Below are 26,485 nucleotides of genomic sequence, written 5' to 3'. Positions count from 1 at the left end.
TGCGAAGAGGCCGGTGAATTCACCTTGAATCATCACGGCTTTCACCGGCCTCTTCGCAGCGCAAGGCTGCTCTTACAGGCGTCTTCGTTATCAGGCCTTCAGCGCTTTCTTCGGGTAGATGTCATACCGACTCGACTTGCCTTCCAGGCAATGGCTCGGCTTCGGCCCGTCGATGATCGGTGCCTTGCGCGGGCGCTTCACCACCACCCGATGGCTGGCCAACGCCAGGGCGGCTTCGAGCAAGGCCGGGGCATCCATGTCATCCCCCACCAACGGCCGGAACACGCGCATTTCCTTCTTCACCAGGGCGCTTTTGTCCCGGTGCGGGAACATCGGGTCGAGGTAGATCACCTGCGGCGGCTCGCCTTCCCACGCGCGCATACGCTCGATGGCATTGCCGGTCAGCAGGCGCATACGCCCAACGATCGGGCCCACCTCTTCATCGGCACGGGCCCGTGCCAGGCCGTCTTCCAACAACGCGGCAATCAGCGGCTGGCGCTCGATCAGGGTCATCTGGCAACCCAGGCTGGCCAGCACGAAGGCATCCTTGCCCAGCCCTGCAGTCGCGTCGAGCACTTGCGGGCGAACACCTTGAGCAATGCCGACCGCCTTGGCGATCATCTGCCCGTTGCCACCGCCAAACTGACGCCGGTGCGCGGCCTGGCCTTCGACGAAGTCCACCCGCACCGGCCCAGGCGCCTGCGGGCCCAACTGCTGGATCTGCAAGCCTTCAGCACCCACCTGCACAGCGAAGCCGGCGGCATCGTCCCGCAGCGGCAGGCCCAGGCGCTCGGCCCACGCTGCGGCCTGTTGCGCATACTCAGCCGACATCGCTTCAACCCTGATACCCGTGCCTTGCTCTTCCATCGTCCACACCTAAAAAATCAAACCCAGCCCTTAATGAATCGGCAACCACGGCCGATACAGGCAATATCCCGCTATTCTGCCAGAGCACAACGCGCGCGACTGCCATGACAGATACTCTTCCCATCGGTTTGACCTACCTGTCGCCTGTCGGCCACTACGGTCAGCAGAATACCCAGACACTCGGGGGCGTCAGCCACCTGTGGCAGGATTTCTTTGCCCGTGCCATGGCCGAGCAACAGGAAGTGCCCGCGGACAGTATCAGCGAGTCGTTCGTGCAGTACGATCAGCACAGCGGCGAGCCGATTGGCGGGGCCAGGGCGCTGGCGCTGATCGATGCCCAGCGCGCCTGCGCCGTGCACGATACCGAAGTCGCGCCACCCGAGCCGCTGTTCCTGCCCAAGGCAGAGCTTGAGGCAAACCTGCTGGAACCTGTGCCCGAACCGTTCAGTGCCATTGAGCTGATCCAACAACAGCGCGAACTGGACCTGAGCAACAGCTGGTTGCGCCCAGTGGTGATGAGCCAGGGCCAGCCGCTTGCCGAGCCGGGCCCAGGCCCCTCCCCGCGCCCACTGTTCCTGCCTATCGCCGAGTTCGAGACCAACCTGCTGGACCCGGCGCCCGAGCCCTACGACGAAACCACCCTGGCCAAACAGCAGAACGACCTGGAATTCGACATCCATTGGGCGCGCCCGGTGGTGCTCAACAACGTTCGCGCCTACGCCTAAAGCTACAGCGGCTCAGCGGCAAATCTGCCAGAGGCCCATGTCAACGTGGAAGTGGTTGTGGTGCGCGGCATTGTAGTCGGGCCCCAGCACGGTACTGAAGCGCTTGCAGGCCACCTGCTGCACCTCGCGTAAAAACTCAGCCTTCTGCCCGCCCGCCTGCCAATCCTGCGCCAGCACGATGCGCTGGCCGTCCTGCAAGCGAAAACCACTGATGTCCAAGGCATTGGCGGTGGCATGCTGGCTGAGTCGGCCTTGTTTGCGGTGGTATACATTGCGGCAGGCGAAACTGCCCAGGTGATCGACCTGGGTCACCGGCTGCCCCAAGACCCGCTGCGCCACGGGCTGCAGACCATGCTGCTCGAACAGCGCGTAGGCCACTGCCAGCGGGCAACTGGCGAGAAAACTGCTGCTGAGCCGCGCCTGACCGCCTTCGATGCGCCACACGTTGTTCAGCGGGCAGTTGGCCGAGGCTGGGCTGTCGGCCTGCGCCCGGTAACGCAGGCGACTGGTTGCCAGCGCTTCGCGGCACAGCGCTGGGTCATTGCGCAGGCGCGACAGTTTGTAGGCAGTGAGCAGGTTGGGTGGCTGGCGCACGTCCAGCGCCGCCCAGGGGTTCCATGCATCGGGCAGGCGCCAGCCAAGGTGCCAGGCCAGGCCTGCCATCAAGGACAGGCCCACCAGCAGCGCCAGCAACGCACGCATGGCCAATCAGCGACGGAACAGATCGTTGAGCTGCGCGAAAGGCAACGCCTGTTCGCCGTAGCCGAACGTGCCTTCATCGCGAATTTCCAGGGCCGCCCGGTGGAAAGCCCCTAACGCTGCGCGAGCCAGCGAAGACCCCACGCTGATTCGGCGCACGCCCAGGTCCTGAAGTTGGTTGACGCTCAGCGTCACGCCTGCCAACCCCATCAGCACGTTGACCGGCTTGGGCGCCACCGCCTGTACCACTGCACGGATTTCTTCGACCGTGCGCAGCCCAGGCGCATAGAGCACATCGGCACCCGCTTCGGCAAAGGCTTGCAGGCGCAGGATGGTATCGTCCAGGTCCATTCGCCCGTGTAGCAGGTTTTCTGCGCGGGCGCAGAGGGTGAAGGGGAACGGCAGGCTGCGCGCTGCCTGAACCGCCGCGCGCACGCGCTCCACCGCCAGGCCGTGGTCATAGATGGGGGCGTCCTTGCGCCCGCTGGCGTCCTCGATAGAGCCCCCCACAAGGCCCGCCTCGGCGGCACGTAGAATGGTCTGAGCACAATCCTCAGGCAGGTCGCCAAAGCCATTTTCAAGGTCGGCGGCAACCGGCAACGCCGTGGCGTCGACGATCACGCCGGCATTAGCCAAGGTTTCGTCCAGGCTCAACGCGCCTTCGGCGTCTGGCCGACCCAGGCTGAAGGCCAGGCCCGCGCTGGTCGTGGCCAGTGCCTCGAAGCCTAGACTGGCCAGCAGCTTGGCAGAGCCGGCATCCCACGGGTTGGGGATGACGAACGCGCTGTCGCGCTCATGCAGGGCCTTGAAGGCTTCGGCTCGCAGGGTTTGCACATCCATGGTCTCAACCTCAGGCATTAAGGAGTGGTCAGAGTAGTCCCAGTTGTTCGACCTCAGGGGCGCGTGGCAATTCCGGCAATGATGCAAGGCCGGGCAGACGCTGCATCAGGCGCTGGTGAAAGCGCTGGGCCAATGCCGCAGCCAGGCGGTTATCCGAGGTGTGCAAGAAGATGTAGGGGCTGCGGCCTTCCTCGATCCAGCTGGCTATCTTGTCCACCCAGGGGGTCAGGAAGGTTTCGTTGGCGTCCAGTTGCGGGTGGCCAATGAAACGCACCTGCGGGTGCTGGCTGAAGGCAGCGGGGCGCGGTGGCACTTTGGGTTTCTTGGCTTGGGCATGCAATACGGCGGGGTCGCGCGATGTGCAGCTGAACAAGGCCCGTGGGTCGAGGCAGATGCGCTCGACGCCACGTTCGAGCAGCAGCCGGTTTAGCTGCCGCTCCTCCTCACCCCGCGCAAAAAAGGCGTCGTTACGCACCTCTACGGCCACCGGCACCGCCACTTCATCCAGAAAGTGGCTCAGCTCTGCCAGGCGCGCAGGCCCGAACATGGCAGGTAATTGCAACCAATAAGGCGATACTCGCTCACCCAGCGGCGCCATCAACCGGGTGAAGGTGATCGCCGCGTCCAGTTGCTCGCGAAGGTCTGCGGCATGGCTGACCTCGCGGGGGAACTTGGCCGTGAAACGAAAGTGCGCCGGCATCACCTGCGCCCAGCGGGCCACGCTAGCGGGCGCGGGGCTGGCATAGAAGGTGGTGTTGCCCTCGACCGCATTGAACACCTGGCTGTACAGGCCCAGGTATTCAGTGGTTCGGGCATCGGCGGGGTACAGGTAATCGCGCCAGGCGCTTTCGCTCCACGACGGACAACCCAGAAAATAAGGCAGAAGAGAGGGAGTCATCCCTCAAATGTACAGGTCGAGCCCCAGCACTTCCATGTCCCAATCGGTAAAACCGGCCGTGCTCAGGTAACTGGCCAGTGCGGTTGCGGTGCGCCGGTCACGGGCGCGGGGGAAGACCATGTCTTGCTGGCGGGCTGGCAGGCCACCGCTGCGACGGCGAGTGGTGGCCTCTTGGGGGACGTCGCTTTGCGCGTCATTCTCGATCACTTCGGCATCGTCGATTGCCTCGTCGCGCACCGACGCTTTGCGCGGAGCGCGCTTGATCGGGTAGGACTGCGAGGAGAAACCGTCGATACGCATGGTGTGAGCACTCAGGACCAATGATGGCAATTTAGCAGCATCAGTGTTCCGTCGCTAATGCTCGAGTGATAACTAGACCACAGTTCGCGCGAAAGGTTTTATCGTCATCGGCGATAACCGACGAGTAGCCGTCAGCGTTTCTTGGGTGTGGCTACATTATCGCGCAAGTACACCGGTTGCGCCTGCTCGGCAGCAATGGCCTCACCACGCGCCCAGGCGAAGCGGGCCAGGCTGAGGATGTCGAGGGCATTGGGCAACGCTGCGGCATTGCTGGCAGCGACTTGCACTGCCAGGCGCTCGGCATACCCCCAGCCAGTGCCGGCACCGAACCACTCGCCTGTGCTGGCGTCGGGCAGCGCCACGCGCTCGGGCGGCAGTACCACTTCCTGGCCGATCAGGCGCATTTCGCCTTCGCTTGCCTGGTAGCAGCCCCAGTACACTTCGTCCATGCGTGCATCGATGGCGGCAGCCACTTGCTGCACACCCTGCTCACGCAACGCGCCTTGCGCCAACGCGGCTAGGTTGGACACCGGCAGCACCGGGCGCTCGAGCGCAAACGCCAGACCCTGAACCACACCGATGGCGATCCGCACGCCGGTGAAGGCGCCCGGGCCACGGCCGAAGGCGATGGCATCCAGCGCGTTCAACGCTACACCGGAGTCACCCAGCAGTTGTTTGATCATCGGCAGCAGCTTCTGCGCGTGCTGACGTGGGATCACCTCGTAATGGCTGGTTACCTTGCCGTCATGCAACAGGGCAACGGAACAGGCTTCGGTGGCGGTATCCAGGGCCAGCAGGGTGGTCATCGAACGGGTTTCCAGGGGCAGGGAAAAGAGCGTCAGTATAAACGACAACGGCCCGCAAGCGGGCCGTTGTCATGCAAGGCGTTGGATCAGTTCAGGGCTGCCAGCACCTTGGCAGTGATGGCGTCAACCGAACCGACACCTTCGATGTGGCTGTACTTTGGCTTGCCGGCATTGGCGGCCGACAGCTTCTGGTAGAACTCGACCAGCGGCTTGGTCTGGGTGTGGTAGACCGACAGGCGATGACGGACGGTTTCTTCCTTGTCGTCGTCGCGCTGGATCAGGTCTTCGCCCGTCACGTCGTCCTTGCCTTCCACTTTCGGCGGGTTGTACTGAATGTGGTAGGTGCGGCCCGAAGCCAGGTGCACGCGACGGCCCGCCATGCGGCCAACGATTTCTTCATCGTCAACGGCGATTTCGACCACGGCATCGATGTCGACACCGGCAGCGACCATGGCTTCAGCTTGTGGGATAGTGCGTGGGAAGCCGTCGAACAGGCAGCCATTGGCGCAATCCGGCTGGGCGATGCGCTCCTTGACCAGGCTGATGATCAGCTCGTCGGAAACCAGTTGGCCGGCATCCATGACTTTTTTCAGTTCCAGGCCCAGCGGTGTGCCGGCCTTGACGGCGGCACGCAGCATGTCACCGGTGGAGATCTGGGGGATACCGAACTTCTCGGTGATGAATTTTGCCTGAGTACCTTTACCGGCCCCGGGAGCTCCCAGCAGAATTACGCGCATCTCGTGCTCCTCAAATTTTTTTATGAAATTCAATGGATTCGGCAACCAGGGCCAAGTCCGGAAAATCGGGTATGACCATAAATCGGTCAGAAGGCTGCTCAAGATACACAGCGCCCGGCAGCCAGACAAGCGTCCCAAAGTTGCAGGAATGCGCCACTTGCGCACTGCCCGGAGGGCGGTTGCGCTCGGCGCAACCGCCCCCCTCGCCCTTTATTGCGGCTAAAGGTGCACCCTTGCCTGGCTGCCCGCGCGTAACCTCAGCCGGTATTGCGCAAGCCTGCTGCAATGCCCGCCACGGTGACCAGCAAGGCCTGCTCCAACGGGCTGTCCAGAGCGGCTTCGCGGCTGCGCGAGCGGGCCAGCAGTTCGGCCTGAAGGCGGTGCAGCGGGTCCAGGTAGGTATTGCGCAAGCTGATGAATTCCAGGGTCTCTGGGCTGTGCGCCAGTAGCACCGGCTGCCCGGTCAGGCCCAGCACCACCTGGCAGGACTGCGACAATAGGTCGCGCAGGTGCACACCTAAAGGAAGCAACTCCGGTTGCACTAGACGTTCGTCGTAGGCCTCGGCGATTTGCGCATCGGCCTTGGCCAGCACCATTTCCAACATGTCGATACGGGTACGGAAGAACGGCCATTGCTCACGCATTTGCGCCAGCAGCTCGCCCTGACCGCGTTGCAAGGCATTGCTCAGGGCCGTTTCCCAGCCCAGCCAGGCAGGCAACATCAGGCGCGTTTGAGTCCAGCCGAAGATCCACGGGATAGCCCGCAGGCTCTCGATGCCGCCCGCGCGTCGCTTGGCCGGTCGGCTGCCCAACGGCAAGCGGCCCAACTCCTGCTCAGGCGTCGACTGGCGGAAGTACTCGACGAAATCGGGGTTGTCGCGCACCACGCTGCGGTAGGCCTGCACGCCGTCGGCGGCCAATTGGTCCATGACCTCACGCCAGGCAGGCTGCGGAGGGGGTGGCGGCAACAAGGTGGCCTCGAGCACGGCCGCCAGGTACAGGTTGAGGTTCTGTTCGGCGATACCGGGTAAACCGAACTTGAAGCGGATCATCTCGCCTTGCTCAGTCGTACGGAATCGCCCGGCGACCGAACCCGGCGGCTGCGACAGAATCGCTGCGTGGGCCGGGCCGCCGCCACGGCCAACGGTGCCGCCACGGCCGTGGAACAACAGCAGTTCCACTTGATGCTCGCGGCAGATGCGCACCAGGTTTTCCTGCGCCCGGTACTGCGCCCAGGCGGCCGCCGTGGTGCCGGCGTCCTTGGCCGAATCGGAATAGCCAATCATCACTTCCTGCGGCCCGCGCAAGCCAGCGCGATAGCCAGGCAGGCCCAGCAGGCGTTGCATCACCGGGCCGGCGTTGTCCAGGTCGGCCAGGGTTTCGAACAGCGGCACCACGCGCATCGGGCGGGTCAGGCCGGCTTCCTTGAGCAATAACTGCACGGCCAGCACGTCCGATGCGGCGCCGGCCATGGAAATAACATAGGAGCCCAGCGAGGCGGCCGGGGCTGCGGCAATCTCCCGGCAGGTGGCCAGCACCTCGGCGGTATCCGCCTGGGGCTGGAAATGCGCAGGCAATAATGGCCGGCGGTTTTTCAGTTCGGCCAGGAGGAAGGCGATGCGCTGCTCTTCATCCCAGTCGGCATAGCGCCCCAAGCCCAGGTAATCGGTGATCTCGGTCAGCGCATCACGGTGGCGGGCGGCATCCTGGCGCACGTCCAGGCGCCCCAGGTACAGGCCAAAGGTCACGGCACGGCGCAGGCAGTCGAGCAGTGGCCCTTCGGCGATCACACCCATGCCGCATTCGTGCAGCGACTGGTAGCACAGCTCCAGCGGCGCGATCAGGTCACGGTTGTCGACCAGTACATCGGCACCGGCGGGCGTGCGGCTGCCCAAGGCGGCATGCGCCCAGATGCGGGTCGCACGCAGGCGGTCGCGCAATTGCTTGAGGATAGCGCGGTAGGGCTCGGCACTGTCGCCGACGTGCTCCCGCAGCGCGCTGCTAGCGTGTTGCATGGACAGCTCGGCGGCCAAGGCATCGATATCACGCAGGAACAGATCAGCGGCCATCCAGCGTGCCAGCAACAGCACTTCACGGGTTACCGCAGCCGTGACATTGGGGTTGCCGTCGCGGTCGCCGCCCATCCACGAGGCGAAGCGGATGGGGGCGGCCTCCAGCGGCAGGCGCAGCCCAGTGGCGTCGTGCAGCGCCTTGTCGACCTTGCGCAGGTGGTTGGGGATGGCCTGCCACAGCGAATGCTCGATCACCGCGAAGCCCCATTTGGCCTCGTCCACGGGGGTCGGCCGGGTGCGGCGGATTTCTTCGGTGTGCCAGGCTTCGGCGATCAGCCGGCGCAGGCGCTCACGCACCTGCTGGCGTTCGGCGGGGGTCAGGTCGCGATGGTCCTGGGCGGCCAACTGGCCGGCGATGGCGTCGTACTTCTGGATCAACGTGCGCCGCGCCACTTCGGTGGGGTGCGCGGTCAGTACCAGCTGAATGTCTAGCTTGGCCAACTGCCGGGCCAGGGCGTCGTTGCCATGCCCGGCCTGCTTGAGGCGGGCCAGCAGCTCAGGCAGCACGCGTGCCTCGAAGGGCTCTGGCTGGTCGGCGTCGCGGCGGCGGATCAACTGGTACTGCTCGGCCATGTTGGCCAGGTTGAGAAACTGGTTGAACGCCCTTGCTACCGGCAGCAAATCGTCGTCAGCCAGGTCCCCAAGGGTCGAGCTCAGTTGCTCGCCAGCCACCCGACGGTCGGCCTTGGCGCTGTGGCGGATGCCCTCGATCTTCTGCAGGAACGCCTCGCCGTGCTGCTGACGAATGGTGTCGCCGAGCAACTCCCCCAACACATGGACATCTTCACGCAAACGCACATCGATATCGGTCATTGGCCCTCTCTGTAGCGCAGCCTTGGCGCACTCGTTCAGGAAACAGCACTGGGCCAAGAGTGCCCCCAGCCGAGCGCCGATAGCAAGCCTAAGGGCAAGCCGTGATCGGCAAAGCAAACTAAAGTGCAAGCAGAGCACTCCGATGCAATGCAGCCTTTCGAGGCGTTGACAGAGGTCATCATGAAAATCCGTGAACTCGCCCAGCACTGGGAACAGAATGCCGCAGGCACCCTCAGCCGTACCGGCCATGTGCTGCATCTGGACTTGGAGTCCGAGGCGCGCCTGGCCGCGCTGATCGACATGTACCCCAAGCGCACCGCCGAAGAACTGCTCGGCGAACTGGTGGCGGCGGCCCTCGAGGAAATCGAGGCCAGCTTCCCCTATGTAAAGGGGAGCCAGGTGATCGCCACCGACGAAGAAGGCGACGCTTTGTACGAAGATGTCGGCCCCACCCCGCGTTTTCTGTCGCTGTCCCGGCACCACTTGCATGAGCTGAGCAGCACCGCTGACGACAGCGAAAAATAGCCACGATGCACACTGTTCCGGGCCTGCAAGGCCCGGAATACCCCGCCTGAGCGTGAAAGTTCCGCACAAAACCCACTGACTGATCAGTCAGAAAAACTTACCCGTTTAAGGGATTTTTTTCTGAACCATTCGAAAAACGCCTGAGTCCGAGCAATTAGCCATCACGCTAAAACCCTGCACACTGCCCTCGTGCACCGTTCAGCTGAAGCGCACGGAAACTGTCAGGGATTCAGCGATGGACTGCTACGGACATCGTCGTTATCAGGAGTGATCCAATGGAGCTGACCACCATGAAGACCCGCACTTTCAAACCGTCATCCACTCATGTGCGCGGGTTCAAGCTGGCCGCGCTGGCCCTGGGCAGTAGCCTGGTCCTGGCCGGCTGTGCGGGCAACCCGCCCACCGAGCAGTATGCCGTTACCCAGTCTGCCGTGAACTCTGCGGTCAGTGCCGGCGGCACCGAGTTCGCCGCCGTGGAAATGAAAGCAGCGCAGGACAAGTTCAAGCAAGCCGAAATCGCCATGCACGACAAGAAGTACGACGACGCCAAGCGTCTGGCCGAACAAGCCGAATGGGACGCCCGCCTCGCCGAACGCAAGGCCCAGGCGGCCAAGGCCCAGAAGGCCGTGCAGGATGCCCGCCAGGGCGTTCAGGACGTACGTGAGGAAGGCCTGCGCAGCGCTCAGTGAGCCCTGCCCCGCCACCCTTAGCCTTCGCACTCGATCAAAGGATGAACACTATGCGCAAACACGTCATGATTCCCGCCCTGCTGGCCCTGAGCGTCGGTCTTGCAGCCTGCTCGCACGACCCGAACGCCAACCTTGAGTCGGCCCGCACCAACTTCTCTGCGCTGCAGAGCGACCCGCAGTCGAGCAAAGTCGCGGCGCTGGAAACCAAAGATGCTCAGGATTGGCTGAACAAAGCTGACAAGGCCTACATGGACCGCGAGGACCAGAAGAAGGTCGACCAGCTCGCCTACCTGACCAACCAGCGTGTCGAAGTCGCCAAGCAGACCATTGCCCTGCGTACGGCTGAAGGCGAACTGAAAAACGCCTCCGCCCAGCGCGCCCAGGCCAAGCTGGATGCCCGCGACGCACAGATCGCCAAGCTGCAGGACAGCCTCAATGCGAAGCAAACCGACCGCGGTACGCTGGTCACCTTCGGCGACGTGCTGTTCGACTTCAACAAGGCTGTACTCAAGAGCAACGCCTACCCCAACGTGACCAAGCTGGCCCAGTTCCTTCAGGAAAACCCGGAGCGCAAGGTCATCGTAGAGGGCTACACCGACAGCGTCGGCTCGGCCAACTACAACCAGAGCCTCTCCGAGCGTCGCGCCGGCGCCGTGCGCATGGCGCTGATCCGTGCTGGCGTAGACCCAGCGCGAATCGTCGCCCAGGGTTACGGCAAGGAGTACCCGGTGGCTGACAACGGCAGCAACTCGGGCCGTGCGCAGAACCGTCGCGTGGAGGTGACCATCTCCAATGACAACCAGCCGGTGGCACCGCGTTCGGTAAGCCAGGCGCAGTAAGGCTGGCAGGTAGGACGAAAAGCCCCGCTGTCTAAGCGGGGCTTTTTATTGGGCGAGAGGTGCATGGCTGTAAGGCTACGCTGTGGCGAATCTTGAGCGCCGCCCGCGCGGCGCTTCGCAGCACAAGGCTGCTCCTACATTTTTTCGGGCCAATAATTCCTAAGGCGGTCGCGCGCAGATATCACAGGCCTCACTGCACCTGCTGCGGCGTCTCCTCCCCCATGCAGCGCACCGCACGTTTGCGGTTATCGACCAACACGCCGGTCAGGCCTTTCTGTTGGGTCTCGAACAACACCAGCACACCGTCCACGCACTGGGCCACCTGGGGTGCAGGGTCGAGGGAGGCTTTGTAGTCTTCGCCCGGCAGGGTCTTGAGCATGGTGAAATCCTGCAGCAACAGGGCATCTTCAGGCTTGGCGAAATGCAAGTAACCGTAGTACCACAAAGCCCCCACCGTCACGATGATGCTGCCGACGCCGGTCAGGATCAGCGGGATGGCGTTGCGTTCTTCACTCATTGCTTGTTCTTCTCGTCAGGGTAATTGGGCACTTCGGCAAGCCGCCGCAGGCCGTTGAAATGACTCGGGTCGTCGAGGAAGCGCAGCATCACCTGGCGCCACACGGGGTCGGCGAACGTTTGTACATGGCCCCCTCGGGTCAGCTGCAATACACGCGGCGGCGGCGCGTGCTGGTACAGGCGGATGCCGTTGTCCAACGGCACCAGGTGGTCGTCGATGCTGTGGAAGAACAGCTTCGGCGGGCTGTCCAGGCGCTCGATCGAACGGATGGCACTGTCGCCGTCCGGCACCAGCCACGACAGCGGCACCTGCAGCGGCCAGGTCATCCATGAGGTACTCAAGGCAAACCGCCCGACCGCACGGTAGCTGGCTGGCACGCCATCGAACACCAGCGCGCTGAAGCGCTGGCGCTGCTCAGGGTGGGCCGCCAGGTAATGAATGGCCATGGCGCCGCCCAGGCTCTGCCCCAGCAGCACCACCGGCTTGCCCTTAACCTCGGGCGCCTTGTCCAGCCAGGCCATGGCCGCCGCGAGGTCTTCATAGACCTCGGGCAAACTCGGTTTGCCCTGGGACAGCCCATAGCCCCGGTAATCGACCATCAGTACCTGGTAGCCCTGCTCCGGCAGCCAGTAGCTGCCCCCCAGATGGCCGGCCAGGTTGCCGCCGTTGCCGTGCAGGTGCAACACGGTGCCCTTGACCTCGACCCCGGCCTTGGCCGGTAGCCACCAACCATGCAGGCGTACGCCATCCGAGGTGGTCAGGGTGACGTCACGGTAGTCGAGCTTGGCCCGTTCCGGGGTGAACGGTTGGCCGTGCTCGGGGTAGAACAGCAGGCTGCTGCAACCGCTCAGGCCCAGCAGAAGCACGCCAAGGGCCAGCAGGCGGCAGCGTTCAGAGAATGTTCGCGTAGTCGGCTTCAATGCGATCCAGGCTCAGGTGGTTGAGGAAGTTGGAGAAGCACATCCAGGCCGACAATGCGTTGAGGTCACGGAACTGTTCGGGCAAGTACTTGGGCGGTTCGACCAGCCCCTCCTCGACCAGTTGGCGCAAGGTGCGCATGTCTTCCAGCGTGGTCTTGCCGCAGAACAGCAGCGGGATCTGCTCAAGCTTGCCCTTCTTCACGGCCAACTGAATGTAGTTGTAAACCATGATGAAGCCTTTGAGGTAGGACAAGTCCTTGGTGAATGGCAAACCATTAGGCACCGAGCCGCGGAACACTCGGCTGGCATTGCTGTAGCTCTGCGCCATTTCAAAGCCCTGGGCACGGAAGAACTCGAACACCTGGAGGAAGTCCGCGCCCTCCTCGACCATGTGAATGGCGCGTGTACGGTTGGTGAGCTTACGCAGCCGGCTGGGGTAAGAGGCGAAGGCAATCACCTCCATGAGGATCGCCAGCCCCTCCTGGGTCACCGTCGATGAGGGTGGGCCCTTGGCCAGGAAGGTACAGATCGGCTGGTTGAGACCGTTCAGCGTGGTCCCCACATGCACCAGGCCTTCATGCACCTCCAGCGCACGTACGTCGCGGCTGTTGAACATGGCATCGGCACGTACCTTGATGTAGTCGGCACCGGCCGCCGCATCGGCGACGATGCCGTCAGACTCGAACACGCGGATGGTTTCTTCGGCCTCGCCGAACACCTTGTTCAGGCGGCGCTGGAGGATGTCCACAGCCTCTTTGGCGGTGAGGTTCTTTGGCTCGTCCTTGAGGTCGCCGCGGCCATCGATGTTGTTCAGGTAGTCCGACAGCATCAGGCCCAGGTCGGCCAGGGTCGGGTCACCCGCGTGGAAGGCGTCGGACGCCGCGCCGTACAGCTCCTGCGAGATCAGCCCGAAGTCCTCGGTGCCACGCGCCTCGAGCATGCGCACCACCATGCGGTATTCCTTGCACATGCGCCGCATGATCTGCCCGACCGGGTTGAACTGCCCGAGCCGGCGGGTGATGTCACGTTCTATATTCTGGAATTCGGCCTTGACCGCGCTGGAGTCGAACGACAGCGGCCGCGATTGGTAATAGGCACGGTCAACGGCGGGTGGCTCTTTGCCCTTGGCCTTGAGGAAGCCGTGGCGGATGTTGTCGTCCCACTTCACCGCATCGAGTACGCGGATGGGGGTCTGCGCCGCAACGATGCGGTCTGACAGCGCGCGTATGGTCTGCTGGTACTCGTCCACCGGGGACTCCTTATCTGCCTCGGCCTCGGTCCCTGTAGGAGCAGCCTTGTGCTGCGAAGAGGCCTTTATCGGCAACAAATATGTTGTCTTACCGGCCCTTTCGCAGCACAAGGCTGCTCCTACCGGGATCGCATTGCAATTTCAAACCCTGAAAAGCACGACAGAGGTCATTACTTGCCGGAGCGCTGGAAGCGTGCCACCTCAACGAACAGGTCGGAGTTGGCCGGGTCGTCCAGGTAGGCCAGCACCCGCGCCGAGGGGCTGTCGATGAGCACGCCCTCGCCGTTGTCTTCCGGCACTTCGGTGTTGCGCCCGGTCAGCTCTTTGTTTTTTACGGCCTGCTGCACCTGCTCGACATCCAGGTTGTACACCACCAGTTCCTTGCCATCGACAACTTCAAAACCGCCAATCAGGAAATTACCACCCAGGCGCTTGGGCACGCCGGCCGAGAGGTACCAACGGTTGCCGTGGCGCGAGACGGTGAAGACGTACTCTTCGGGGGCTTTGCCCTTGGCCGTGGCCACCGCCTTGTAGGCATCGCCGCCACTGCGGCTGATCGACAGCTTCAGCGGTTCGCCCCAGGCGTCCTTGCTGCTCCATTTGCCGAGCAGGGCCTTGGGCGCGGCCTGGTTGCTCGGCAAAGGCTCATGGAAGGTCACCAGACAACCGCCCAGCAGCAGGAATGACAGCGTCAACAGCACCACACGCCAGGCTTTCATCAGGTTCTCCTTGAAAATAAGGTCTCAGCTCAGGCCGATGCCAACACCAGGTGCAGGTAACGGGTAAGCATAGCGAGCATCTGCCCATCGGCTTGCGCGTTCGCATCCTTGAGCAGGCCCTGATATTCCATCTGCTCGATAATCGCCGTCAACATTTGGGCGTCTTGTTCCGGTTGCCGCGAGCCGACCACCTGCAGCAATTGCCGGGTGCCGTGCAGCAGAATCTGGTCGTGGGCGCACACCAGCTCGGCCAAACGCGGGCACAGCAGTGCCTCCTGGCGGAAGGCCTGCTCGGCCATCAGAAAGTCGCGCCGGTTAAGCAACTGACGCGACACATAGTCAGCGGTCATGCTTGCCACTTCGTCGGCCAGACGCGCCCGCGCCTGCGGGCTGCCATCGCCCTGGGCGAGCATCTGGCGCAGCACCACCTCGGTGTTGGCCCAGAGCTTGGCCATGTAGGCGGCACTGCGCTCGACGTACTGGGCGAAGGTATCGGTGAGCAGGTCCTCGATGTCCTTGAAGTAATAGGTGGTGGCCGACAACGGCACACCCGCCTCGGCGGCCACGGCACGGTGGCGCACACCGCGCACACCATCGCGCACGACGATGCGCATGGCGGCGTCGAGGATCAGCTGGCGGCGCTGCTCGCTGCCTTGGCGGGCGGTCTTGCGGCCCTGGTACTGCACACTTTCGGCGACGGCGGTGGCGATGCCGGCGGCGCCTTGCTCGGCGATTGCGGGGGTCACGGGGTTACCTCACGGACGGTGTGTTGGCTGTACCGGCCCCTTCGCGGGCAAGCCCGCTCCCACAGGGATCGTATCGCGCCTGAGGGCAGCGCAATTCCTGTGGGAGCGGGCTTGCCCGCGAAGGGGCCGGTACGGACAACATAAGGCTTCAGGCAAGAAAAAGCCGCCCCTAGAGGCGGCTTTCTCAGATCACTCAGGCCTGCGGACGCATATGTGGGAACAGGATCACATCGCGAATCGACGGCGAGTTGGTCAGCAGCATCACCAGGCGGTCGATGCCGATGCCTTCACCGGCAGTCGGCGGCATGCCGTATTCCAGGGCGCGGACGAAGTCGGCATCGTAGTGCATGGCTTCGTCGTCACCAGCATCCTTCTCGGCCACCTGGGCCAGGAAGCGCTCAGCCTGGTCTTCGGCATCGTTCAACTCGGAGTAGGCGTTGGCGATTTCGCGGCCACCGATGAACAGCTCGAAGCGGTCGGTCACGGCCGGGTTGTCGTCGTTGCGACGGGCCAGCGGAGACACCTCGAACGGGTACTCGGTGATGAAGTGCGGCTGCTCCAGCTTGTGCTCGACCAGCTCTTCGAAAATCATCACCTGCAGCTTGCCCAGGCCTTCGTGGCCCAGCACCTTGGCACCGGCCTTCTTGGCGATGTCACGGGCACGGTCGACGTCTTGCAGGTCGGCAGCGGTCAGCTCAGGGTTGTACTTGAGGATCGAATCGAACACCGACAGGCGCACGAACGGCTCGCCGAAGTGGAACACCTTGTCGCCGTACGGCACGTCAGTGCTGCCCAGCACCAGCTGCGCCAGCTCGCGGAACAGCTCTTCGGTGAGGTCCATGTTGTCGGTGTAGTCAGCGTAGGCCTGGTAGAACTCGAGCATGGTGAACTCGGGGTTGTGCCGGGTCGAAACGCCTTCGTTACGGAAGTTGCGGTTGATCTCGAAGACTTTCTCGAAACCACCGACCACCAGACGCTTGAGGTACAGCTCCGGCGCAATGCGCAGGAACATGGCCATGTCCAAGGCGTTGTGGTGGGTTTCGAACGGCTTGGCCGCAGCGCCGCCTGGGATGGTCTGCAGCATCGGCGTCTCGACTTCGAGGAAGTCGCGCTCGATCAGGAACTTGCGGATGTGCGAAATCACCTGCGAGCGAACACGGAAGGTGTGGCGGGTTTCTTCGTTGACCATCAGGTCGACGTAACGCTGACGGTAGCGCTGCTCGGTGTCGGTCAGGCCATGGTGCTTGTCGGGCAGCGGGCGCAGCGACTTGGTCAGCAGGCGCACGTTGGTCATCTCGACGTACAGGTCACCTTTGCCAGAGCGGGCCAGGGTGCCCTCGGCGCTGATGATGTCGCCCAGGTCCCAGGTCTTGACGGCGGCCAGGGTTTCTTCCGGCAGAGTCTTGCGGTTGACGTAGACCTGGATGCGGCCAGTCATGTCCTGGATGACCATGAACGAGCCACGGTTGAGCATGATGCGCCCGGCAACCTTGACCGGAATCGCTGCAGCTTCCAGTTCTTCCTTAGTCTTGTCAGCGTACTGCTTCTGCAGGTCGTTGCAGTAGCTGTCGCGACGGAAGTCATTGGGGAAGGCATTGCCCTTGGCGCGCTCTGCGGCAAGTTTTTCCTTGCGCAGGGCGATCAGGGCGTTTTCTTCCTGTTGCAGGTCTTGCGGTGCGCTATTGAGGTCGCTCATGTCGTCATTCTTTCCATCAGGTATTCGTTGCCCTTTTCGGGCAGGGCACGCGATGCCGGCGGGTAGCCAGGCATCGCGGCAGTGGTGTGCGGCTTACAGCCCTTGCTTGAGGCTCGCTTCCAGGTACTGGTCGAGGTCGCCGTCCAGCACCTTCTGGCAGTCGCTGCGCTCAACGCCGGTCCGCAAGTCCTTGATGCGCGAGTCATCCAATACGTAGGAGCGGATCTGGTGGCCCCAACCGATGTCCGACTTGCTGTCTTCCAGCGCCTGGGAAGCGGCGTTGCGCTTCTGCATCTCCAGCTCGTACAACTTGGCCCGCAGCATTTTCATGGCGGTGTCTTTGTTGGCGTGCTGGGAGCGTTCGTTCTGGCAGGCCACCACGGTGTTGGTCGGCACGTGGGTAATACGCACGGCGGAGTCGGTGGTGTTTACGTGCTGACCACCGGCGCCCGAGGAGCGGTAGGTGTCGACGCGCAGGTCGGACGGGTTGATGTCGATTTCGACCTTGTCGTCGATCTCGGGCGACACGAACACCGCCGAGAACGAGGTGTGGCGACGGGCGCCGGAGTCGAACGGGCTTTTACGGACCAGGCGGTGCACGCCGATTTCGGTGCGCAGCCAGCCAAAGGCATATTCGCCCTTGATGTGCACGGTGGCGCCCTTGATGCCGGCGACTTCACCTTCGGAGAGCTCGATGATGGTGGCGTCGAAACCGCGCTTGTCGGCCCAGCGCAGGTACATGCGCAGCAGGATGTTGGCCCAGTCCTGCGCTTCGGTACCGCCGGAGCCGGCCTGGATGTCCAGGTAGGCGTTGTTCATGTCCATCTCGCCGCTGAACATGCGACGGAACTCAAGCTGGGCCAGTTTTTCTTCCAGGCCTTCCAGCTCGGTCACGACGTCGCCGACGGCGCTTTCGTCCTCTTCATCGACAGCCATGTCGAGCAGGTCCTTGCAGTCGGACAGGCCGTTGGCCATCTTGTCCAACGTCTCGACGACCTGTACCAGCATGGCACGTTCGCGGCCCAGGGCCTGGGCATACTCAGGCTTGTTCCAGACGGCCGGGTCTTCCAGCTCGCGGTTGACTTCGATCAGGCGGTCATGCTTTTGATCGTAGTCAAAGATACCCCCGAATTGACTGGGAACGCTCGGTGAGGTCCTTGATGGTGTTCAGGATCGGTTGGATTTCCATGGGCGACGGCTCTCGTGCGAATTCGGTGAAAAGCCTGCGAGTATAACCGAGTCCAACGCATGGCGGCAGACCCGCCGGGCGGTACCCTGCACCCGGAACTACGAAGCACTACGCCGCAGCCGCAACCTTAAGCAATACCCACCTGGTTACGCCCCCCATTCTTGGCCAGGTACAGCCCCTTGTCCGCCGCCGAAATCAACTGCCGGCAATGCCCGCCCACCGCGGGTGTCTGGGTCGCCAGGCCAATGCTCACCGTCAACCGCGAATCCGCCGCTGGCGCCGTGTGCGGGATGCCCAATGCCAACACCGTCTGGCGCAGTTTTTCGGCAATCAGCCGCGCCCCGCCTGGGGACGTATTGGGCAACACCAGGGCAAACTCCTCGCCCCCATAACGCGCCGGCAGATCGGTCGGCCGCGAGCACGAGCCGCGGATCGCTTCAGCCACCTGGCGCAACGCCTCATCACCCGCCAAATGCCCGAAACTGTCGTTGTAGGCCTTGAAGTAGTCGACATCGATCATCAACAACGACAACTGCTGCTGCTCACGCATGGCCCGGCGCCATTCCAGCTCCAGGTATTCGTCGAAGTGCCGTCGGTTGGACAGCCCCGTCAGGCCATCGGAGTTCATCAACCGCTGCAGCATCAGGTTGGAATCGAGCAACTGCTGCTGGCTGACCCGCAGGGCGCGGTACGCCTCGTCACGCTGGAGCAACGTCAGGTAAGAACGCGAGTGGTAGCGAATGCGCGCCACCAGTTCGATGTTGTCCGGCAACTTGACCAGGTAGTCGTTGGCCCCCGCAGCAAACGCCGCGCTCTTCACCAGCGGGTCTTCCTTGGTCGACAGGACGATGATCGGGATATCCTGGGTAGCCGGGTTGTTGCGGTACTCACGCACCAGCGTCAGCCCATCCAGGCCCGGCATGATCAGGTCCTGCAGGATCACCGTCGGTTTGATGCGCATGGCTTGGGCCACGGCCTGGTGCGGGTCGGCGCAGAAATGGAAGTCGATGTTGTCTTCATGGGCCAGGCCACGTCGCACCGCCTCGCCGATCATTGCCTGATCGTCGACCAACAGCACCATCGCCGAGTTTTCGTTGGTGGTCGCGAAACCTTCGATCGGTAGATCATTCATGCCTATTCACCTGATCACCGCCGACCAGGCGGCGTGATTCATTACATATCGTCATTTTGCAAAGAATTCCATCAATCGCCCGGCGATTCGCTCCAGCGGGCGGATTTCCACCGCCGCGTCAATCGCGGCGGCGGCCTTGGGCATGCCGTATACGGCACTGCTGGCCTGGTCCTGAGCGATGGTCAGGAAGCCCTGCTGGCGCATCTGTTTGAGGCCCTGGGCACCGTCGCGGCCCATGCCGGTGAGCAGCACACCCACCGCATCGCCGCTCCAGTAGCGCGCCACGCTCTCGAAGAACACATCGATCGAAGGCCGGTAGATTTCGTTGACGGGTTCGGCAGTGTAGGCCAGCTGACCATTTTGCAGCAGGCGGATATGGTGGTTGGTGCCTGCCAGCAGGACTTGCCCCGGCTGCGGCGGCTCGCCCCCGCGGGCCAGGCGCACCGGCAGGCCGGCAGCGCTGCTGAGCCATTCGGCCATGCCTGCGGCGAATACCTGGTCGACGTGCTGGACCAGCACGATGGCCGCCGGAAACGCCGGCGGCAAGCCCTTGAGCAGCACCTCGAGGGCGGCCGGGCCGCCGGCCGACGAACCGATTGCCACCAAGCCGCGACGCTGGGACGCCTCGCGCAATGGCGTGGCAACCGGGCGCGCCGCCGGCGTGCGCTGCTGGCCTATCAGCCAGCCGATGTTGAGGATCTTGCGCAGCAATGGCGCCGCCGCCTCACGGGCATCGCCCGCGCCCAGGGCCGGGGTATCGACCACATCCAGGGCGCCATGGCCCATGGCCTCGAACACCCGGTGCACGTTCTGCTTGCGGTCGACCGTGACGATGACGATGGCGCAGGGGGTCTCGGCCATGATCCGACGCGTCGCCTCTACCCCATCCATCACCGGCATGATCAAGTCCATGAGGATCAGGTCTGGCTGTTGCTCGGCGCACCGCTGCACCGCCTCGGCGCCGTTGCCTGCTACCCAGATCACCTGGTGCGCGGGCTCGAAGGCCAGCGCCCGGCGCAACGCCTCCACCGCCATGGGCATATCGTTGACGATGGCGACCTTCATCCCTGAGCACCTCCAATCAGCTCCACCACAGCATCCAGCAACGCATCGTCGTGGAAACTGGCCTTTGCCAAATAGTAGTCGGCGCCAGCGTCCAGGCCACGCCGCCGGTCTTCCTCACGGTCCTTGTACGAAACCACCATCACCGGCAGCGATTGCAGGCGCTGGTCCCGGCGCACCAGGGTGACCAGCTCGATGCCATCCATGCGCGGCATGTCGATGTCGGTGATCAGCAAGTCGAAGTCTTCGCCGCGCAGGGCATTCCAGCCGTCCATGCCATCCACCGCCACGGCCACGTCGTAACCGCGGTTACCCAACAGTTTGCGCTGCAGTTCGCGCACGGTGAGCGAGTCGTCGACCACCAGGATGCGCTTGCGCGCCAGGCCGCGGGTGCCACTGTTGCCCCGCTCGATGCGCTCCAGGCTGCCAGTACTGAGCAGTTTTTCCACCGAGCGCAGCAGGTCTTCGACGTCAACGATCAGCACCACCGAGCCATCGTCGAGCAATGCTCCGGAGGAGATGTCCTGGACCTTGCCCAGGCGGGGATCGAGGGGCATCACCACCAGCACCCGCTCGCCGATCAAGCGTTCCACCGCCACCCCATAGAGTTGCTCGCGCTCTCGAATCACCACCACCCGCAGGCTGCTTTCATCGGCCTGCCCTGCTGGGCGATTGAGCAACTGGCTGGCCGCCACCAGGCCGATGTGCCGCCCTTCATGCCAAAAATGCTGACGCCCTTCGATCTGCACGATCTGCTCGGCGGTCACCTCCAGCGTGCGTTCGATGTGCGCGAGCGGGAACGCATAGGCTTCGCCGCCCACTTCCACCACCAGGCTGCGCACCACCGACAGTGTCAGCGGCACCTGCAGGTGGAAGCGGCAGCCCTGCCCGGCCAGCTGGGTCAATTCGATCGACCCGCGCAGCTCGCGAATCATGTGTTGCACGGCGTCCAGCCCAACCCCGCGCCCTGACACCTCGGTCACCTTGTCGCGCAGGCTGAAGCCGGGCAGGAACAGGAACGTGATCAGCTCCGCCTCGCTCATCCGTGCCACGGTGTCGGCCGGCGACATGGCGCGCTCGACGATGGCGCTGCGCAGGCGCTCCAGATCGATGCCGGCGCCATCGTCGATCAGCTCGAGGCTGAGCATGCCGGCCTGGTGCGAGGCGCGCAGGCGAATCACGCCCTCCTGCGCCTTGCCTGCCAGCAGGCGCCGTTCTGGCAGTTCGATGCCATGGTCGACCGCATTGCGCAGCAGGTGGGTCAGCGGGGCTTCGAGCTTTTCCAGCACATCACGGTCGACCTGGGTCTTTTCGCCCTCGATCACCAAGCGCACCGGCTTGCCCAAAGATCGCCCCAGGTCACGGACCATGCGGCTCTGCCCGGCCAGAACGTCGGCAAAGGGCCGCATCCGGCAGGCCAGCGCCGTGTCATAGAGCAATTGCGCACGCTGGCTGGCCTGCCAGCCGAACTCGTCGAGGTCGGCTGCCTGCTGCTGCAGAATCTGCTGGGTCTCGACCAACAAACGCTGGGTCTGGGCCAGGGCTTCGAGCACCTCGCTGCTCTGGCCACTGTCCTCCAATTGCATGCGCAAACCATCGAGTGCCTGCATGCCTTGGCCATGCATGCGCTTAAGGCGCTGCAGGGTGGCCAGGTAAGGCTTGAGCCGCTGGGTCTCGACCAGCGACTTGCTGGACAGGTCAAGCAGGCTGTTGAGGCGGTCGGCCGTGACCCGCAGCACCCGTTCTGCGCCTTCGCCGGCGCGCTTACCGGCCTTGCGCCGTGGCGCAGGCTCAAGCTCGACGTCCACGTCCATGGGCTCGGGGGCCATCGGCAAGGGCTCGACAGGCAGGGTTGGCACGGGCGGTGTCGGCGACGGCATGGCCATCGCCATTGGCACCGACGCCGGCGCCGCGCCCGGGTCCAGCAAGCTGGCCATCTGCGCGAGGAACACTGGCAGCGTCGCTTGTGCGCCCGCGTCGCCCGGCGTGGCGATGCGCATCAACAGGTCGGTCCCCTGCAGCAGCGCATCAATATGCTCGGCGCTCAGCCGCAAGCGGCCTTCCTGCGCCGCCACCAGGCAGTCTTCCATCACGTGGGCAACGCTCACGCCAGCATCGACCCCGACAATACGTGCAGCCCCCTTCAGGGAGTGGGCCGCGCGCATGCAGGCCTCCAACTGGTCGGCCTGGGTGGGGTTGCGTTCCAGCGCCATCAGGCCGGCGCTGAGTACCTGGGTCTGCGCCTCGGCTTCCAGGCTGAACAGCTCGAGCAACGATGCGTCGCGCATTTGCTCTGGGGTCATGACAGGCTCCGCTGCACCGCAGACAGTAAGTGTTGATCGTCCAGCACCCGCACACTGCGGCCGCGCCACTGCAGCACCGCCGCGGTGAAGTGGGTAGCGTCCTGGCCACTGCCCAGCAGCGTCGGGTCAAGCCGGTGAATGCCGTCGATTTCCTCGACCGCCATCACCACCGGCCCCCCTTCGGCAGCCAGGATCAGCATGCGCGGCATCTCGCGGCCGCTGCGTTGCGGCCCAGCAGCCGGCTGCACACCCAGCAAATCAGCCAGCGACAGGCACGGCACCAATGCACCGCGCACATTGGCAACGCCCTGCAGCATTCGGGAACGCTGGTGCGGCAGCGAATGCACCGCCTGCAAGGGGGCGATTTCAGCCAGGCAGGCGGTCGCCAAGGCCAGCCATTCTTCGCCGAGCCTGAACAGCAGCATGGAGCGGCCAACCGATTCCTCGGCCGCTGGCGCAACGGCGGCGTGGTCATCCTGCAGCAGCGCATAACGGTCGAGCAGGCGCGTGGCGGCAGCGGCATACACGTCACAGTTGCGGCAATGAATATGCCGCTCCAGCAGCGGGCACTGTTTGTCGCCGTGCACGCCGATTCGGTTCCAGCAGTCGTCGATGCGCTCGTCGGCCTGGGCAAGCAGTTGCATCGCGGATTCACCCCTCATCGTTCAGGCTCCCGTCCCGCCCGTGCAGCACGCGCCTGCAAACGCTGGGCGCCTGCCAGGTCGCCCTGGGCCGCGAGCAAGGCCGCCAGGTGCACCAAGGCTTCGGGGTGCTGCGGCTCCAGGTACAGGGCCTTGCGATAGTGGGTAAGCGCCTGGCCAGCATCGCCTTCGGTATCACTGAGCAAGCCCAGCCAGTAGTAAACCTGCGCCGTCGGCGCGAACTGGCTCAAGTAGCGCTGGCAGGCGGCACGCGCCTGCGCACTGGCGCCCGCGTTGGCATGCCGGGCAATGCTGGCCAGCAGTTCGGCTTCGTTCTCGCCTTTGCGTTCTGCCGGCAGTGGCGCCTTGGCAGTGAACGGAAGCGCTCGCAACGGCCGCGCCAATGACGGCGTCGGCGGCGGGTACACGGGCAGGGGCAAAGGCGGCAGCGCGCGCTTGGCTGGCGGCGCGGGTAGCACGCGGGCCGGTGCCACAGCGCCCTCCTGACGCACGTAGGCGAACGATTGAGCGATACCCAGCGGGCGCATGCCCAGCCGCGCCAGCAAGCTGCCTTCGGCAGGCCCGATAAACAGCACACCCTGCGGATGAGTCAGGCGCTTGAGCACCTCGAACACGCGCTGCTGAGTGGCCACGTCGAAATAAATCAACAGATTGCGACAGAACACGAAGTCGTACAGGCCATCGCGGCTGGCCAGGGCCGGGTCCAGCACATTACCCACTTGCAGGCTGACTTGCTGGCGCACGCGATCATGCAGGCGATGGCCGTCACCGAGCGCATCGAAAAAGCGCTCGCGAAAGCCCAGGTCGCTGCCGCGAAACGCATTGCGGCCATAAACCGCCTGCTCACCCTTGGCCACCGAAAGGGGGCTGATGTCGATGCCGTCGATCACGAACGCGCCAGGGCTCATGCCGCCATCGAGCAGCGCCATGGCCAGGGAATAAGGTTCTTCGCCGGTCGAGCACGGCAGGCTGAGCAGCCGCACCGGGCGTGCGCCGGCCAGTTCTGCCAGGCGCTTATGGGCCAGGCCCACCAGGGCCGTGAAAGATTCTGGATAACGGAAGAACCAAGTCTCGGGGACAATGACCGCCTCGATCAGGGCCTGTTGCTCGTCCGCCGACTGCTGCAGGCGCAGCCAGTAGTCGTCCAGGTCCACGGCGTTCACGGCACTGCAGCGCTGGCGCAAGGCACGCTCGACCATCGGCGCACCTACCGACTCCACGTCCAGGCCGATGCGCTCGTGCAGATAGCGGAAGAAACGCTGTTCAATCATGTCGGCATTCCTGGCGCAGAGGCCCCGCGTTCATCGGCAAACAACAGCTCGCGCACGGCATCTGTCAGCAAGTCATCGACGGCGATGCGCTGCACCAGGCCTTGGCCATCCTGGCGCACAGGCCCCAGGTAGGGTGCGTCGCCGTTGTCCAGGCCATACGGCTGGAATTCTTCGGGGCGGCAACGCAAGGTCTCGGTGGCCTGTTCAAGGATCAGCCCAAGCTGCAAGTCGCACCGGTAACGCACCAGCACCAGCCGCGTACTGGTGCGTTGTGCCGCCGCCAGGCCAAAGCTCAGTGCCGACAGGTCGACCACCGGCACCAGTGCGCCGCGGTGCGCAAGGATACCCGCGACCCACGACGGCGCCTGGGCAATTGGCTTGAGCGGCCGGCGCGGCAGCACCTCGATCACCTCATGCACGTCCAGGGCAAAACGCTGGTCAGCGATGCGAAACTGCAGGTACAGCGTGCCCTTGGCGTCGCTTGCCTGCGCTGCGCGGGGTTGCAAGTCATTCATGGTCGTCAGACTTTGAAGCGCGACACGCCGCCACGCAGGCCTGCTGCCACTTGGCTGAGCTCGTCAATGGCAAAACTGGCTTGGCGCAGCGACTCGACCGTCTGGGTACTGGCATCGCTCAGCTGGGCCAGCGCCTGGTTGATCTGCTCGGCGCCGGTGGCCTGGGCCTGCATGCCCTCGTTGACCATCAGCACACGCGGCGCCAGGGCCTGCACCTGATGGATGATCTGGCTGAGCTGCTCGCCCACTTGCTGCACCTCGAACATGCCGCGGCGCACTTCTTCAGAGAACTTGTCCATGCCCATGACCCCGGCCGACACCGCCGACTGAATTTCGCGCACCATCTGTTCGATGTCGTAGGTGGCCACTGCCGTCTGGTCAGCCAGGCGGCGTACCTCGGTCGCCACTACGGCGAAGCCACGGCCATACTCGCCGGCCTTTTCCGCTTCGATGGCGGCATTGAGCGACAACAGGTTGGTCTGGTCGGCGACCTTGACGATGGTCACCACCATCTGGGTGATGTTGCTGGCCTTTTCGTTGAGGATGCCGAGCTTGGCATTGACCAGGTCGGCGGCGCCCATCACCTGGTGCATGGTTTCTTCCATGCGGGCCAAGCCTTGTTGGCCGGAGCCTGCCAGGCTGGAGGCCTGATCGGCGGCAGAGGTGACCTCGGTCATGGTGCGTACCAGGTCACGCGAGGTGGCGGCGATTTCCCGCGAGGTGGCGCCGATTTCGGTGGTGGTCGCGGCGGTCTCGGTGGCTGTGGCCTGCTGCTGCTTGGATGTGGCGGCGATCTCGGTCACTGAGGTGGTCACCTGCACCGATGACCGCTGGGCCTGGGACACCAGGTTGGCCAGCGCTTCGGCCATTTCGTTGAAGCCGCTTTCGATGGCGCCGAACTCGTCCTTGCGGTCCAGGCTCAGGCGCATGCTCAGGTCACCCGAACGCAGCCTGTCGAGGGCGTGGACGATGCGCTGCATGGGGGCGCTGATGGCGCGCATCAGCAGCAAGCCGCAGATCCCGGCGGCAACGATTGCCAGCAGCAGCGAAACCATCATGCTGCCCTTGGCCGTGCTCACGGCGCTAACGATATCTTGAGTGGCAGCGTCGGCCGAGGCTCGGTTGTTCTCGATGACTTCGTTCAGGTGCTTGCGACCATCAACCCATGTGGGGGTGAGCACCTCGATGATAAGCCGTTCGGCTTCGGCATAGTTGTGCTGGCGATAGGTGTCCAGCACCTGGCCGACGATCTTGAGGTAGTTCTGTTCCAGCTGCACGAAGCTGTCGAAGCGGGCCTGGTCGTCGCTGTCCTTGATGGTGGTCTGGTAGCTGGCCATGTGTTGCTTGAGGCGGTCCTCGAAGCTCTTGAACAGTTCCAGGTCCGCCGAGGTGATTTCGCGGTGGTTGGACAGGCCTACCAGTTGCTGGCTGGTGACGTAGCTGTCGACCCAGGCACTGCGGATCATCGAGCTGTAGTAGACCCCGGGGATGCTGTCGGTCCCCACTGCCTCCTCGGCACTTTCGATCGCCACCAGCCGCGAGTAGGCGGCTACGATCATCAGCAGCATGATGGCGATGATCACGGCGAAACTTGCCAGGATCCGTTGGCGCAAGGTCCAGTTTTTCACATTCAGCCCTCAGGAATTCACAACGAGCGGGAAAAATCGCCGAAGTATAGCCCAGGCATCCTACGC

26 protein-coding genes are annotated in these 26,485 nt (G+C 63.9%); 4 read left to right on the top strand and 22 right to left on the bottom strand.

Translation table 11 applies throughout. The annotated features are described in order from the left end of the window. Window positions 1-90 precede the first annotated feature (90 nt). Window positions 91-867, bottom strand: a complete 777-nt coding sequence (locus tag LOY53_RS05615; RefSeq protein ID WP_099453115.1) for a class I SAM-dependent methyltransferase — start codon at window positions 865-867, stop codon at window positions 91-93. Between the two features lie 104 nt (window positions 868-971). Between LOY53_RS05615 and LOY53_RS05610 the strand changes: the two genes are divergently transcribed. After that, a complete protein-coding gene (locus tag LOY53_RS05610) occupies window positions 972-1,592 on the top strand; it encodes an energy transducer TonB (RefSeq protein ID WP_258703703.1) in 621 nt (206 codons plus the stop codon). A gap of 12 nt (window positions 1,593-1,604) precedes the next feature. On the opposite strand, the gene LOY53_RS05605 is transcribed toward LOY53_RS05610, so the two are convergent. From LOY53_RS05605 to ppc, 7 genes are all read right to left on the bottom strand, one after another. Beyond that, complete coding sequence (locus LOY53_RS05605) at window positions 1,605-2,294, bottom strand: extensin family protein (RefSeq protein ID WP_252826928.1); 690 nt, start codon at window positions 2,292-2,294, stop codon at window positions 1,605-1,607. Window positions 2,295-2,300: 6 nt separating this feature from the next. Next, window positions 2,301-3,131: an oxaloacetate decarboxylase gene (locus LOY53_RS05600; RefSeq protein WP_099453113.1), complete on the bottom strand. Its 831-nt coding sequence runs from the start codon at window positions 3,129-3,131 to the stop codon at window positions 2,301-2,303. A 28-nt stretch (window positions 3,132-3,159) separates the two neighbouring features. Next, window positions 3,160-4,029 (bottom strand): DUF72 domain-containing protein, encoded by an 870-nt coding sequence (locus LOY53_RS05595; protein WP_258703702.1) that lies wholly within the window; start codon window positions 4,027-4,029, stop codon window positions 3,160-3,162. 3 nt (window positions 4,030-4,032) lie between these two features. After that, window positions 4,033-4,329, bottom strand: coding sequence for a hypothetical protein (locus LOY53_RS05590; protein WP_099453111.1), 297 nt, complete (start codon window positions 4,327-4,329; stop codon window positions 4,033-4,035). Between the two features lie 131 nt (window positions 4,330-4,460). Continuing rightward, window positions 4,461-5,135, bottom strand: coding sequence for a tRNA (adenosine(37)-N6)-threonylcarbamoyltransferase complex dimerization subunit type 1 TsaB (gene tsaB / locus LOY53_RS05585; RefSeq protein WP_258703701.1), 675 nt, complete (start codon window positions 5,133-5,135; stop codon window positions 4,461-4,463). Window positions 5,136-5,221: 86 nt separating this feature from the next. Beyond that, window positions 5,222-5,872 (bottom strand): adenylate kinase, encoded by a 651-nt coding sequence (gene adk, locus LOY53_RS05580; RefSeq protein ID WP_252826925.1) that lies wholly within the window; start codon window positions 5,870-5,872, stop codon window positions 5,222-5,224. A 257-nt stretch (window positions 5,873-6,129) separates the two neighbouring features. Continuing rightward, window positions 6,130-8,757, bottom strand: coding sequence for a phosphoenolpyruvate carboxylase (ppc, locus tag LOY53_RS05575; protein ID WP_258703700.1), 2,628 nt, complete (start codon window positions 8,755-8,757; stop codon window positions 6,130-6,132). A 180-nt stretch (window positions 8,758-8,937) separates the two neighbouring features. On the opposite strand from ppc, the gene LOY53_RS05570 reads away from it, so the two are divergent. The 3 genes from LOY53_RS05570 (at window position 8,938) to LOY53_RS05560 (ending at window position 10,810) form a co-directional block, all read left to right on the top strand. Beyond that, window positions 8,938-9,282 carry a pilin assembly protein gene (locus tag LOY53_RS05570; protein WP_099455792.1) on the top strand — a complete coding sequence of 115 codons (345 nt, stop codon included), beginning with the start codon at window positions 8,938-8,940 and terminating at the stop codon, window positions 9,280-9,282. Window positions 9,283-9,557: 275 nt separating this feature from the next. Further along, on the top strand, window positions 9,558-9,971 hold the full coding sequence (locus LOY53_RS05565; RefSeq protein ID WP_027595759.1) for a DUF4398 domain-containing protein: 414 nt from the start codon (window positions 9,558-9,560) through the stop codon (window positions 9,969-9,971). Between the two features lie 50 nt (window positions 9,972-10,021). Next, window positions 10,022-10,810, top strand: a complete 789-nt coding sequence (locus LOY53_RS05560; protein WP_099453108.1) for an OmpA family protein — start codon at window positions 10,022-10,024, stop codon at window positions 10,808-10,810. Window positions 10,811-11,000: 190 nt separating this feature from the next. On the opposite strand, the gene LOY53_RS05555 is transcribed toward LOY53_RS05560, so the two are convergent. The 14 genes from LOY53_RS05555 to LOY53_RS05490 all read right to left on the bottom strand — a co-directional run bounded on the left by LOY53_RS05555 (window position 11,001) and on the right by LOY53_RS05490 (window position 26,419). Further along, a complete protein-coding gene (locus tag LOY53_RS05555; protein WP_258703699.1) occupies window positions 11,001-11,327 on the bottom strand; it encodes a hypothetical protein in 327 nt (108 codons plus the stop codon). Further along, on the bottom strand, window positions 11,324-12,247 hold the full coding sequence (locus tag LOY53_RS05550; RefSeq protein ID WP_252826923.1) for an alpha/beta hydrolase: 924 nt from the start codon (window positions 12,245-12,247) through the stop codon (window positions 11,324-11,326). Before LOY53_RS05550 ends, LOY53_RS05555 begins: the two co-directional genes overlap by 4 nt. After that, complete coding sequence (locus LOY53_RS05545) at window positions 12,219-13,496, bottom strand: flavohemoglobin expression-modulating QEGLA motif protein (protein WP_027595753.1); 1,278 nt, start codon at window positions 13,494-13,496, stop codon at window positions 12,219-12,221. The genes LOY53_RS05550 and LOY53_RS05545 overlap by 29 nt, the downstream gene beginning before the upstream one ends. Window positions 13,497-13,666: 170 nt before the next feature. Further along, the gene (locus LOY53_RS05540) at window positions 13,667-14,215 is read right to left on the bottom strand and encodes a hypothetical protein (protein WP_027595752.1); all 549 of its coding nucleotides are present in this window, start codon (window positions 14,213-14,215) and stop codon (window positions 13,667-13,669) included. A 29-nt stretch (window positions 14,216-14,244) separates the two neighbouring features. Further along, a complete protein-coding gene (locus tag LOY53_RS05535; protein WP_027595751.1) occupies window positions 14,245-14,949 on the bottom strand; it encodes a TetR/AcrR family transcriptional regulator in 705 nt (234 codons plus the stop codon). A gap of 205 nt (window positions 14,950-15,154) precedes the next feature. Continuing rightward, on the bottom strand, window positions 15,155-16,657 hold the full coding sequence (gene lysS, locus LOY53_RS05530; protein ID WP_027595750.1) for a lysine--tRNA ligase: 1,503 nt from the start codon (window positions 16,655-16,657) through the stop codon (window positions 15,155-15,157). Between the two features lie 93 nt (window positions 16,658-16,750). After that, window positions 16,751-17,846 (bottom strand): peptide chain release factor 2 gene (prfB, locus tag LOY53_RS05525; RefSeq protein ID WP_258703698.1). Its coding sequence is split into 2 segments (ribosomal slippage): window positions 16,751-17,773 and window positions 17,775-17,846, totalling 1,095 coding nucleotides; the frame shifts between segments, so codons are not numbered across the junction. Between the two features lie 127 nt (window positions 17,847-17,973). Beyond that, window positions 17,974-18,978, bottom strand: coding sequence for a Wsp signal transduction system regulator diguanylate cyclase WspR (gene wspR, locus LOY53_RS05520; protein WP_027595748.1), 1,005 nt, complete (start codon window positions 18,976-18,978; stop codon window positions 17,974-17,976). Between the two features lie 51 nt (window positions 18,979-19,029). Then, window positions 19,030-20,043: a Wsp signal transduction system protein-glutamate methylesterase WspF gene (gene wspF, locus LOY53_RS05515; protein ID WP_252826921.1), complete on the bottom strand. Its 1,014-nt coding sequence runs from the start codon at window positions 20,041-20,043 to the stop codon at window positions 19,030-19,032. Continuing rightward, window positions 20,040-22,343: a hybrid sensor histidine kinase/response regulator gene (locus LOY53_RS05510; protein WP_252826919.1), complete on the bottom strand. Its 2,304-nt coding sequence runs from the start codon at window positions 22,341-22,343 to the stop codon at window positions 20,040-20,042. Before LOY53_RS05510 ends, wspF begins: the two co-directional genes overlap by 4 nt. Further along, the gene (locus LOY53_RS05505; RefSeq protein ID WP_252826917.1) at window positions 22,340-23,005 is read right to left on the bottom strand and encodes a chemotaxis protein CheW; all 666 of its coding nucleotides are present in this window, start codon (window positions 23,003-23,005) and stop codon (window positions 22,340-22,342) included. The genes LOY53_RS05510 and LOY53_RS05505 overlap by 4 nt, the downstream gene beginning before the upstream one ends. Next, a complete protein-coding gene (locus LOY53_RS05500) occupies window positions 23,002-24,276 on the bottom strand; it encodes a CheR family methyltransferase (RefSeq protein ID WP_099453102.1) in 1,275 nt (424 codons plus the stop codon). The genes LOY53_RS05505 and LOY53_RS05500 overlap by 4 nt, the downstream gene beginning before the upstream one ends. Further along, entirely contained in the window at window positions 24,273-24,791 is a 519-nt protein-coding gene (locus tag LOY53_RS05495) for a chemotaxis protein CheW (RefSeq protein WP_252826916.1), read from the bottom strand. Before LOY53_RS05495 ends, LOY53_RS05500 begins: the two co-directional genes overlap by 4 nt. A 5-nt stretch (window positions 24,792-24,796) precedes the next feature. Further along, entirely contained in the window at window positions 24,797-26,419 is a 1,623-nt protein-coding gene (locus LOY53_RS05490) for a methyl-accepting chemotaxis protein (protein WP_027595742.1), read from the bottom strand. Window positions 26,420-26,485 lie beyond the last annotated feature (66 nt).

It is taken from the genome of Pseudomonas sp. B21-031 (assembly GCF_024748985.1).
Classification (GTDB): Bacteria; Pseudomonadota; Gammaproteobacteria; order Pseudomonadales; family Pseudomonadaceae; genus Aquipseudomonas; species Aquipseudomonas kermanshahensis.
This window is presented reverse-complemented; position numbering and strand designations above follow the sequence as displayed.